This window comes from Sphingobacterium sp. (genome assembly GCF_039596235.1).
Taxonomy (GTDB): Bacteria; Bacteroidota; Bacteroidia; order Sphingobacteriales; family Sphingobacteriaceae; genus Sphingobacterium.
Map to the genome: position 1 here is coordinate 399,729 of NZ_JBCNKE010000004.1, position 11,666 is coordinate 411,394.

General features: G+C 40.5%; 11 protein-coding genes and 1 tRNA gene. 4 read left to right on the forward strand and 8 right to left on the reverse strand.

The features are described from left to right. The first annotated feature begins 95 nt into the window (after window positions 1–95). Window positions 96–479 carry a VanZ family protein gene (locus tag ABDW32_RS11505; protein ID WP_343562497.1) on the forward strand — a complete coding sequence of 128 codons (384 nt, stop codon included), beginning with the start codon at window positions 96–98 and terminating at the stop codon, window positions 477–479. An 88-nt stretch (window positions 480–567) separates the two neighbouring features. On the opposite strand, the gene ABDW32_RS11510 is transcribed toward ABDW32_RS11505, so the two are convergent. The 6 genes from ABDW32_RS11510 to ABDW32_RS11535 all read right to left on the reverse strand — a co-directional run bounded on the left by ABDW32_RS11510 (window position 568) and on the right by ABDW32_RS11535 (window position 7,564). Beyond that, complete coding sequence (locus ABDW32_RS11510) at window positions 568–1,269, reverse strand: phosphoribosyltransferase family protein (RefSeq protein WP_343562498.1); 702 nt, start codon at window positions 1,267–1,269, stop codon at window positions 568–570. Window positions 1,270–1,311: 42 nt separating this feature from the next. Beyond that, window positions 1,312–2,379 carry a 23S rRNA (adenine(2503)-C(2))-methyltransferase RlmN gene (gene rlmN, locus ABDW32_RS11515; RefSeq protein WP_077437387.1) on the reverse strand — a complete coding sequence of 356 codons (1,068 nt, stop codon included), beginning with the start codon at window positions 2,377–2,379 and terminating at the stop codon, window positions 1,312–1,314. A 110-nt stretch (window positions 2,380–2,489) separates the two neighbouring features. After that, complete coding sequence (locus ABDW32_RS11520; protein WP_077437286.1) at window positions 2,490–3,071, reverse strand: tRNA-(ms[2]io[6]A)-hydroxylase; 582 nt, start codon at window positions 3,069–3,071, stop codon at window positions 2,490–2,492. A gap of 72 nt (window positions 3,072–3,143) precedes the next feature. Continuing rightward, on the reverse strand, window positions 3,144–4,184 hold the full coding sequence (locus ABDW32_RS11525) for an Atu2307/SP_0267 family LLM class monooxygenase (RefSeq protein ID WP_343562499.1): 1,041 nt from the start codon (window positions 4,182–4,184) through the stop codon (window positions 3,144–3,146). 76 nt (window positions 4,185–4,260) lie between these two features. Continuing rightward, window positions 4,261–4,893: an AcvB/VirJ family lysyl-phosphatidylglycerol hydrolase gene (locus tag ABDW32_RS11530; RefSeq protein WP_343562501.1), complete on the reverse strand. Its 633-nt coding sequence runs from the start codon at window positions 4,891–4,893 to the stop codon at window positions 4,261–4,263. Window positions 4,894–4,969: 76 nt separating this feature from the next. Next, complete coding sequence (locus ABDW32_RS11535) at window positions 4,970–7,564, reverse strand: phosphatidylglycerol lysyltransferase domain-containing protein (RefSeq protein WP_343562503.1); 2,595 nt, start codon at window positions 7,562–7,564, stop codon at window positions 4,970–4,972. 121 nt (window positions 7,565–7,685) lie between these two features. Here ABDW32_RS11535 and ABDW32_RS11540 point away from each other — a divergent pair, with 121 nt between their 5' ends. Then, window positions 7,686–8,924 carry a glycosyltransferase gene (locus ABDW32_RS11540; RefSeq protein WP_343562505.1) on the forward strand — a complete coding sequence of 413 codons (1,239 nt, stop codon included), beginning with the start codon at window positions 7,686–7,688 and terminating at the stop codon, window positions 8,922–8,924. A 1-nt stretch (window position 8,925) separates the two neighbouring features. Here ABDW32_RS11540 and ABDW32_RS11545 read toward each other — a convergent pair whose 3' ends face one another. Beyond that, a complete protein-coding gene (locus tag ABDW32_RS11545; RefSeq protein WP_343562507.1) occupies window positions 8,926–10,035 on the reverse strand; it encodes an MBL fold metallo-hydrolase in 1,110 nt (369 codons plus the stop codon). 1 nt (window position 10,036) lies between these two features. Next, complete coding sequence (gene dcd / locus ABDW32_RS11550) at window positions 10,037–10,573, reverse strand: dCTP deaminase (protein WP_120260458.1); 537 nt, start codon at window positions 10,571–10,573, stop codon at window positions 10,037–10,039. Between the two features lie 166 nt (window positions 10,574–10,739). Between dcd and ABDW32_RS11555 the strand changes: the two genes are divergently transcribed. Both ABDW32_RS11555 and ABDW32_RS11560 read left to right on the forward strand, forming a co-directional pair. Further along, complete coding sequence (locus ABDW32_RS11555) at window positions 10,740–11,399, forward strand: 4'-phosphopantetheinyl transferase superfamily protein (RefSeq protein ID WP_343562510.1); 660 nt, start codon at window positions 10,740–10,742, stop codon at window positions 11,397–11,399. A 93-nt stretch (window positions 11,400–11,492) separates the two neighbouring features. Further along, window positions 11,493–11,564, forward strand: a tRNA-Glu gene (locus ABDW32_RS11560). Window positions 11,565–11,666 lie beyond the last annotated feature (102 nt).

Here is an 11,666-nt window from a genome sequence, read left to right on the forward strand (position 1 = left end):
AGACGAATGCAATAACACACTGATAATCAGTATAATAATTTTTTAAAATTATTTAAATTTCATTTCTGTCAGGAAATTTTTGGATATTTATCCTCATGATTAAAATCCTACTGGACTATAAATGGTGTTTTATTTGGGCCATCATAGTTATTATTTTATGTACGCTCCCCGGAAATAATTTTGATACAGTGCCTAGTTACCCCGGCATGGATAAACTTGTTCATGCAGGTATGTTTTTCGTTTTCTGCACACTCCTATATAATGGTGTTATACAACAATTTAGAGGAAAACCAACACGTTGGATTCCGATTTTCGTTGTATCTTTCCTAGGCTTTTCATTTGCTGGTTTAACGGAATTACTTCAGCTTTATATTTTTACTTACCGTAGTGGTGATTGGTGGGATTTATTCGCTGATTCCGTGGGCATCGGTATGGCGGGATTTGCTTATCTATTGAACTACGTAAACAGAAGAGTTTAGAAGATTTTCTTCATGTACAAAGAATCATTGGTTACTTTTTATAGCCCTAGAATCGACCCTCGCTTAATCAAGGGCTGTCAAAGGCAAATTATTGGGCACGAGCCAAAGTTGCCACCGACACCTTACATCCTAACGATTCCTGCAGCGTAAGTGTAGCAGAAACGATTGTCGCACCGGTTGTTAGCACGTCATCAACAAGTAAAACATGTTCCCCCAGCGGTTGTGAGAGCTGTGTACAGACAAATACATCTTCCACATTTTCATAGCGTGCTAGGCGATCTTTACCTGTTTGAGTCATGGTCGCCCGTTCACGTTTCAGAACATCTTCCCGCAAAGGAATATGCATTGCCCGAGACAAGCCTCGTCCAAAATAAGCCGATTGGTTATATCCTCTTTTCCTGAGTTTACTCCTGTGTAAGGGAATTGGAACAATCGCTGATAAACCCCGATATAGCTCCGATTCAAGCAGCTTGAGACCATACTGGTAACCAAAATATTCGGCCAAAAAGGGTTGATTATTGTATTTAATCTGATAAATTAAATGCTCCACACGGCTTCCCTTTTGTAAGAGCATAAAAGAGCAAGCCTCTTCGATAGGAGCCTTCCCCCAAAGCTGCCTGGCAGTATCGTTATCCGGATAAGTATGAAAATTGGTGTAAGGCAAATGGAAATCACAGGCAATACAGATATATTTTTCCGGATATTTAAGCGCACAACCGCAGCACGCACATTCCTTCGGAAAGAATATGGCTACAAAATCGCCCAGAATATTTCGTAGATCAAATTGCATGCAGGTAACTCCCTCAGTTAAAGATACCAACAATCTTGTAAACTAGGCCTCCGAAGTTTCCTTGTCTTTATCTTTTATTGCCAATTGTCCACAAGCGGCATCAATATCTTTGCCCCGGCTTCTTCGTACATTGGTAATGATTCCTTGGCTTTTGAGGTAGTTGGCAAATACATCGATCTTATCAGCTTCCGCATTCAGGAAGTCTGCAAGAGCAATTGGGTTGTACTCAATCAAATTTACTTTACAAGGCACATGCTTACAAAATTTAGCAAGCTCCTTTGCATCCTCCAATTCATCATTGAAATTATTGAACACAATATATTCAAATGTTATTGGGCTCTTTGTCTTTGCATAAAAGTATTTCAGCGCTTCCGCCAATGCGGCTAAGGAATTCTGCTCATTGATCGGCATAATCTCATTCCGCTTTTTATCATTGGCTGCATGCAACGAAAGAGCAAGGTTAAAACGTACCTGATCATCACCCAATTTTTTGATCATTTTCGCAATACCAGCAGTAGATACGGTAATTCGCTTGGCAGCCATATTAAGACCATCTGGAGCTGTAATACGTTCAACAGACTTCATCATATTGGCATAGTTCAACAATGGTTCACCCATGCCCATATAGACAATATTCGTTAGCGGCTGATTGTAATTTTCCTCTGCCTGTTTACTGATTAGCACCACTTGATCATAAATTTCATCTGCATTGAGGTTACGTTTTCGATCCATATAGCCCGTCGCACAAAATTTACAGGTCAGACTACAGCCAACCTGTGAGCTAACACAGGCTGTCATACGTTCAGGTGCAGGTATAAGTACACCTTCGATGATATTGCCATCATAAAGCCTAAAGCTGCTTTTTATCGTCTTATCTGAACTGATTTGCGACTCCTTAACTTTGACAGCATTAATTGTAAAATTTTCCTTCAGCTTTTCGCGTAGGGGCTTGCTCAAATTACTCATTTGATCAAAATCTACACAGGATTTCTCCCATAGCCATTCGTAAATCTGCTTTGCACGAAAGCCTTGCTCACCCAACGCGGTCAGTTGATCTTTAATCTGACTCAAAGACAAACTCCTGATATCTATTATTTTACTTTTTTCAATCACGGTACAAAGATAAGAATAATTAAGTGACAAAAAATCCCGTTCTAAAGAAAATAGAACGGGACAACTGTTATGTATGTGTGTTTTAAAATAGGTAGATTCGCTATCCCTTAGCCATGTATGGCTTCCTTATTTCCGTAAGACTGGATCAATTTGCCCTCAAATTCCAACCACTCTTTCCAACGTTTTTCTACGTCGACATCTACAGAATATTTCCTTGCAAAATTCAAAAATGTCGTATAATGATTCGCTTCGGAAACCATCAGATCATAATAGAACTTAGCTAGTTCTTCGTCCTTGATGTTTTGTGATAAAACCCGAAATCGCTCACAGCTACGTGCTTCGATCATTGCAGCAAATAATAGTCTGTCTATAAAAGCCATATTTCGGCTACCATCTTTTTTGGAGAATTTCATCAGCTGACCGACATAGTCATCTTTCCGTTCACGCCCCAATGTATAGCCCCGCTCTTTGATGATGTCGATAACCATCTTAAAATGCTCCATTTCTTCGATGGCTATGGCTGTCAATTCATGAACCAAATCCTCATGCTCTGAGTTATTGGTGATCAAGGATATTGCATTTGAAGCGGCCTTCTGTTCACACCAAGCATGATCTGTCAAAATCTCTTCCAAATTTCCTTCAGCGATATTTGCCCATCGCGGATCTGTCAACAACTTAAGTCCAAGCATCTTACTATCAAAAATAATTCCCTGACAAAGGTAGGTAATATCTCTGCTTAAAAAAAATGATAATGCGCTCTTTTAGCTATCTTTATTAAGTACCGCTCTAATTTTAGGCGCAATTTTTTCGCCATAGATCTCAATGGACCGTAACATTGCTTTATGTCCGGGTGCCCCGACGTCCATATGGGCTGAAAAACGGGTTAGTCCAAATTTCTCCTGAATTTCTAAAATTTTGTCAACTGCATATTCAGCATCACCAACGACAAGATGCCCCCGAGACGATCTGCCAAAGTCATATTGAGTACGTTGATAGGGCGGCCATCCGCGGCTTGCTCCGATCCGATTCATCTGTGCTGAGTAGATCGGATAATAATAATCCGCAATCTGCGCACTGTTATCGCCAAAAAAGGCATGCATATGAACACCAACTTGAAATTTTGACATATCGTGACCATTGTCTTCATAAGCTTGGCGATACATTTCAAACAAATGGTCGAAACTTTCATACATCCCTCCAATAATCGCGAACATGACAGGTAAACCCAATTTTCCGGCACGGATAACTGATGAAGTGGTACCTCCTACTGCAATCCAGATTGGCAAAGATCCATTCTTTGGTCGCGGAAAAATTTCCTGATTGATCAAAGGAGCCCTAAAATTTCCACGCCAAGTTACCGGGTTTTGTTTATTCAGCCGAAGTAGAAGTTCCAGTTTCTCCTCAAACAAATCCGCATAATCCTTTAAATCATATCCAAACAATGGAAACGACTCAATAAACGAGCCTCTGCCGGCCATAAGCTCTGCCCGACCGTCGGACAACAGATCTACTGTTGCAAAATCCTGAAACAATTTGACAGGGTCAGCCGAACTCAATACCGAAACGGCACTACCCAACTTGATATTTTGGGTCACTGTGGAAGCCGCTGCCAGTATAATTTCAGGAGCAGCGACAGCATAATCTTCCCGATGATGCTCACCGATACCAAAGAAATCCAACCCGACCTGATCCATCAGTTTGATTTCTTCAATAATTTCTTTCATTCTATCTTGTGCGGCCTGGATCTGACCGGTAGCAGGATCTATCCTGGAGTCACCAAACATTCCTATTCCTAATTCCATATGTCTTCTTTATTTAAAAACTAATTCAAAATTACCGGGTCTTTTTATCAATTTATTTGATCTAGGATAAGAAATGCTAAAAAAGAGAAAGGGTTGTCTTAACCACTTTATCTGCATTGCCACTAAAATGGTGTCCTCCTGGAAGATATTTCTTGCTAAAGTTTTTCAATCGAATCTTCTCTACCGGAAACTCGGCCTCATCATCTCCCAAAACAATACTCGTTTTAATCCCTTCTATCCGATTAATTTCTGCGACAACATCAAGGCTACGTTTGGCACTACTGCGCCCCAGGATATCGGCGATATGAATCTCCAAATCTGTTGACACCGAGGGCTCCAACAGGACGATGCTTCGCACATTTTTCTTTACCAAAGGGTCAATACGGTTTATGATAAAAGGTACTGCATCTGCTCCAAAAGAATAGCCCACAATAAAAAGTTGTTGATTCTGTCTTCTCAAAAAATGATTTTTGAGTGTATTCGAGATATCTGCGGCGATATCCTTCGCTGTCTTTTTCTTCCAGAAATAACTCTTGGAGTCAATTGCAGCCACAGCGTAACCCGCATCAGCAATCAACTGACATATCTTATTTGAAAAAGAATTGAATCCACCATCTCCACTCAAGTAAAGCACCAAAGGTAATACTGCTTTATTATTCCAATATTTCATTTCGATCAAACGTTGTTGGGCAAGTACATGAAATGCCATGCAACCAATTATCAGTAAAACGGCTAACTTCTTCATAGGATCAGTAATGCTTGCTAAATAATGCTCCAAAAGCATATTAATCATTAGGTTTCATCACCTTCACTAATGCGACAGGGAGCTGTATCAGATCAAAATCATTATCAAATATAAGATATTTGTTTTCCCAAAAGGTCGCATACTTCTCTTTAAAATCGCGCAAACTATGATAATGTTTGAAGTTTCCCAAGCGTGTGGAAGCAAATTTCATAATCTTTTCTGCCGGACTATCTGTCGCTCCCAACCCCGTCATTGGAACCATTCCCATATTCAAATAGCTATAGTTTTGCGCCTTTGCGTAACTGATCATCTCGACTATTAGCGCATCCATACTGCCCCCGGGCGCTTCCAGTGACTTTCGGAGCATATCATAAGTGCATTCATCCTTGGCATAATCAGGAATAATATTCAGGAAGGCTACAATTTTGTCACTATCATTTTTAAGGACAATAATATCTTGCTCAACGAGCGTTTCGGCATCGAACATTCCCTGGGAAAAGACCATCTCTTTCTTATCAAATTCCCTCAGCCATTCGTCAGAAATCATCTTAAGCTCATCCAATGTCTCTCGTTGCTGCGGCGCTTTCAATACGGATGTGGTAAACCCTTTTTTCTGAATCGCATTAAGCCCATTACGCAGTGATTTACGATCTTTTCCTTCCATTGTAAATGTCTCTAATTCCAAAACCGCTTCTTGGCCGATCGTTATCTTCTGTTTGCGAAGCGATGAGAAATGAACCAGACTATTTTCATCAACCCGATAATAAATAGCTTTTAATCCATTTGCATAACAATACCGATCAAACTCCTCAACCAGTTCTTCCTTATCCCCTTGTTCACAGACCGGCTCATCCAATACGATGGCGAACTCATTTGCTAGTCGATAAGCTGTAAAACCCTCTGAAATCTCAGAGAAAAAAAGAACTTTGTCCTTCCCCAATTTGAAAAAATCCATCGGTGACTGCCCAAATTCGTCCAATAGCTGTTGCGCCCGTTCCAGTTCAGACAGACTTGAATCCTCATCCGCAATCAAGCGCGGGCGGGCCAATGCATAGATGAGTAGAAACCAGCAAAAAATCCCCAGCACTTGCGTAATTCGCAGGAATTCCTGTCCAAAATTGGTATGAGGCATCAAATCATCATCAGCGAATAACAGAAAACTTCTTACGGTATGATAAATAGACTGCCGCCAAGTAAACTCAACACCAAAATGCTGTTTATCAATAAAGTAAAAGCTTAATATTTCAAATAAACAGACCCCGATCAATCCGACTGTAAATGTTACGAATCCGATCCTTACCCAACGAATATTACTTTTAATTGGATACTGCTTATAGCTAATTCCCAAAAAGATAAGGGTTAACAAGGCTGCTGATGCTTCCTCATAGTCCAAGGCTTTAAACACATGTCCAAATAAAGAAAGCGCACTGAAAACAGTGGCTATCCAAAATGCCACGCGAAAGCCTTTGATCAAATAGGCTGAGGTAACCAACAAGCCTACCCCCAGAACAAATACCATAAACTTAGATGCATGGATAGCTTCGAGAGGTAAATAAAACCGCTCTAGCTTCATACGATCAGCCAATGGGGGCGTCAGTACCGAAACAATATTTACCATACCCAAAAAGAAGATCAACAAGGCTGGTCCTACACGCGCTAAAAGCTGCCTACCGCGCCATGCGAACGCAATCACCCCTAACAATAGTGGCAGCCAAAACTCGAATACCCGATAAAGAATGGTTATGCCCAAACCTTCAGGCTGACCATAGCCGTATGCTTTGAAGATATATAACATGGTCAGTTCCACCGCCCCCAATCCCCGTAAAAAAGGGGACACGATCATCAAAACGACCGATACTGTATAGGCTATGGCTGCTGCTTCAAAGGAATGATGTAGACCCAAAGCATACATACTGACAAATGCATGAGCTATCCCACAACACTCCACGAAGATTGAAGTCAATACCGTCCCTAAGAGATATTTCATCTTCACTTCTCCCGAAAATATCTCGTCTATATTGGAGGCTACTGCCGGAAATCTTAATTCTACCCATCGATAAAGCCCTTTATGTGTACGAAAGGACCACACAAACCAAAATACAACGGCCAAAAGTACACCTAAGATCAACAATGAAATCCAAGCATTCCCAAAATTTTTATTGTCCCAAATGGTATATAATATCACGGGGACACCGATCAGAAAAACGGTTAGTAGCCCCACATAACCATAGAGGGCACCAGCCTGATGAATTTGCGTCGTATTTAGCTTCCGCTTTCGCAACTGTGTGGTGGTATAGGCGAGGGAACTAATACCACCTGCTGGGAGGAATACACTAAGCAGGTTTCTTTTTAAGAATAGATCAATGGCAATTTTCAAACTGATCGAAAGGCCAATAGCTTTGAAACTCTGCACATACATCAGACCTTGTAAGAGAACATAGAGCAAGGTTATGCCAACGCCAACTGAAACCCAAGTCAGATCTGCGGCCTTTAACTGAGGAATGATGGCCGCCAGCTCTTTTCTCTCATTTCTAAGGAAAACAAAGGCTAACAAAATGACTAAAACGGCTATTAGTTCCTTCCAATAGGTTTTTGGCGAAAAATGTCGAATGCGCTGAACAATAGTTTTGCCCATATTATCGTTTATTGTATAATAACCAACCTTATTATAAACACGAAATAAAGCTAATCGTTTGAAAATGATAAATTGTTAAGTTTTCATCAATTCTTTTGACATTAATCTGTAATTTTCGTCCATGAAAGAGAAAAGGGTTTTGTTTATCGGACTGGTATGGCCGGAGCCAACATCATCAGCTGCCGGTTTTCGGATGATGCAATTGATCGAGACATTCCTGGATCGTTCTTATCAAATTACATTTGCGTCCGCAGCAGCGAAGTCTCCCTATAGCGCTGCTTTAAAATCCCTAGGTATTGACGAACAACCCATTGTATTAAACTCTGACAGTTTTGACGGATTTATTACAGCGCTTCAACCTGATATTGTTGTCTTTGACCGCTTTATGGTGGAGGAACAATATGGCTGGCGGGTGGCTCAGCAATGCCCGGATGCCCTTCGGATACTTGACACCGAGGATCTCCACTTCTTAAGACAGGCACGACAATCCTGTATCAAAAACAAGGACAATTTTTCCTTTGAGGAATTGTTTACCGACACCGCAAAAAGAGAAATTGCGTCGATATTACGGTGCGATTTATCATTAATCATTTCGGAGTCTGAAATGAAAATCCTCACTGAGCTATTTCGAATCTCACCGGATATACTCTATTACTTACCTTTTCTTGAAAATGAAATTACGGCTGCAGAAATTAATGCATGGAAGCCGTTCGAAGAACGGAAAGACCTGCTGTTTATTGGTAACTTCATCCATGAGCCTAACTGGCATACTGTACAATATCTTAAAACTACAATTTGGCCTGTTCTTCGAAAAATGCTACCGAAAGTAGAATTACATATTTATGGAGCCTACCCTACCCAAAAAGTACTTCAGCTGCATAATCCAAGGGAGAATTTTCATATTAAGGGGCGAGCGGGATCTGCCAAGGACACCATGTCCAATTACAGGTTATTGGTTGCTCCTATCCAATTTGGAGCAGGGGTGAAAGGCAAATTTATCGATGCCATGCATAGTGGTACACCTTCTGTCACAACGTCCATTGGTGCCGAAGCAATGAAGGGCAATCTACCCTGGAATGGCTTTATCGAAGATAATCCTGAAACATTCTGTATAAAAACAACGGAACTTTATAACGATGAGTACACGTGGAAAACAGCCCAGACCCAGGGCATTCGTATCATTAACGAGCGTTATGAAAAACGGAAATATCAAGCGGATTTTATGACCAATCTATCTTTACTTAAAGTGCAGCTGGATAAACATCGAAAGCAGAACTTTATTAGCCAGATACTCCTGCATCATACCGTGCAGAGCACAAAATATATGTCGCTGTGGATCGCTGAAAAGAACAAGCAATAATTTAATTGACCTCCCGCCACCAAGGGGTATATAGTGTATCGAGTTTATTTAGATCGACCAGTTCTCCTATCTTAGGAGTAATCAGTTTACTATTCTCCTTTTGAGCACTCTCATAAAATTTCTCCATCGGCTCCTTCCATCCATGCATGGCCAGGGCGAATTTTGAAGAGTGAACAGGCAGCGTGGCTTTAGCGTTCAGATCTTTGGTTTCAAGCCCCCATTCTTCGGGCAGCGAATGAATATAGTGCCACGCATCGTTATATTGCCCGTTTTCCAAAATAGCCAGATCAAATGGCCCAAATCGTTCACCGATTGTCTTAAAGTGTTTTCCATAACCGCTATCGCCTCCTAAAAATAAATTATATTTCGCAGTCGTCAGGACGAAGGATGTCCAAAGAGTATTGTTTCGAGTGAATCTACGGCCGGAAAAATGTCTAGCAGGCGTAAATGTTACTTGAAAATTAGGCATAAGCTGTATTTGATCATACCAATCGCCTTCGATAATCTGCTCTGGTTTATAACCCCAGGATTCGAAATGTGCCCCCACCCCCAAACCGCAGATGACCTGACCGACTTTTTCGCGCAATTTGATTATGGTCTCATAATCAAGATGATCATAATGATCATGGGAAATAAATAGGTAATCAATTTTTGGGAAATCTGCCGCTGTATAATCTACAGCAATTTTAAATGCTTTGTTACTCCCCGGAACGGGCGAGGCATTTTCACTGAAAACAGGGTCTACGAGCAATAATTTACCATCAATCTTCAGCAGGTAGGATGAATGGCCAAACCAAACCAGAATATCTTGTGACGGCAGATTTTGCAGATCACATCTCATGGCTGGTAAAACACTCAGTGGCTTCAGCCCCGGTTTTTTATTGAAAAGAAAATTCCACATTAAAGAGACAATGTTTACATCACTCTTCAAGGAAGGTGTCACCTCCAGATTATGAAACACGCCATTTTTGAAATTAGGAGACCGCTTCATCCGCTCCAATCGTGCACCTTTAAAACTTCCGCCAAACATCGGATGGACAAAATAATAGAGCAGCCCACTAACCAAGATGATCAATAGCATCCCTAAAATAATCCATCCAACGTTTTTCATTTTAGAAACTATTCTTCCACATCATAGATTCGACAGGACGGATAGTCTTGCCATTATATTTTGCATTACCCTTTGTATTGTAAAACGTCTCTATCTCGCCTTCTACAGCAAAATAAATCAATTGTCCGATTGGCATACCGGCATAGACTCTGACGGGTTGCGCAACAGAGATCTCCAATGTCCATGTATTACAAAAGCCTACATCGCCTTTACCAGCTGTTGCATGGATGTCAATTCCTAAACGGCCAGTACTCGATTTTCCTTCCAAAAAAGGAACATGCTTATGTGTTTCTGTATATTCCTGCGTAACACCTAAATAAAGGGTATTAGGTTCCAATACAAAACCCTCTTCTGGAATTTCAAAATGATTAATTTCATTATGCTTCTTGGCATCCAATACGCGATCTGCATAAGTTGCCAAATATTTACCCAAATGCACATCGTAGGAATTGGTTCCTAAGCACTTACGATCAAATGGTTGAATGACAATACTGCCATTTTCAATCTCTTCAAGAATTCTTTTATCCGATAAAATCATGTGTATCAAGATAGCAAGAGCATCAGGCTATGCTATATAAATTCAAAAATACGGTTCTCACGCAAATTTTTACGCTATTTTTTTATTTAAAAAACAAACCCATCAATTTTTCAGATCGCTCGGCATTGATTGTGCGATATCTGCGATTTGTTTTTTAAATTTGGATATGAGTCTTGTGTATTTACGTGAAATAGATAGCCAAACCAAATTTGCTATTTGGCGGATTGAAGAATCGGATGATGATTTATTGTCCAAACTGCAGCTGGATGAGCGTGAGAAGGCCAAACTAGGCTCCTTTAATAAGGGTAAGCGACGCTTACATTGGCTGGCTACCCGTGTGTTGTTGCGGACTTTATTGAATACTTCGCGTTATATTGACTGTCCTTCCGATGCTAATGGTAAGCCCTATCTTGCCAATTTCCCACAAAAGATATCACTTTCACACTCTTTTGATTATGCCGCAGCAATAATAAGTACCCAAGGAGAAGTAGGTATAGATATGGAAATCATTAAGACGAAAGTTGAACGGATCCAGCATAAGTTTCTCAAACCCGTCGAACTCGCTTTTATTACACAATGCGATGCACGATACGAGCAGCTATATGCCTGCTGGTGTGCCAAAGAGGCAATCTATAAACTTCAGGGAAATTCAGGGGTTTCTTTCTTAAACAACATGACCATACAACCTTTCGAATACCAAAAACAAGGTGTCTTAAAACTTGAACTTGACAGCAACCACGATCGGCAGACTTTCGAGGTACATTATGAAAAATTCAATGAATATATGCTTGCATATGCCGTTGGCAAAGGCCGCTTAAAAAAATAATTTTTCTCAATTTCAGTGGATTAGCGACATAAGCGCACTTTTTTTTTGTGCTTATTGAAAAAGCTTCTATATTTGCAGCATCACAAAGGAAATGGCCCGTTCGTCTAGGGGTTAGGACGCAAGATTTTCATTCTTGAAACAGGGGTTCGATTCCCCTACGGGCTACTTAAAACAAAAAATCCTGCAAATCAAAATTGCAGGATTTTTTGTTTAACTCCGATAAAGATGTGTAACTGAAAAATAATTATACAGTGTCTCATTTTTCTA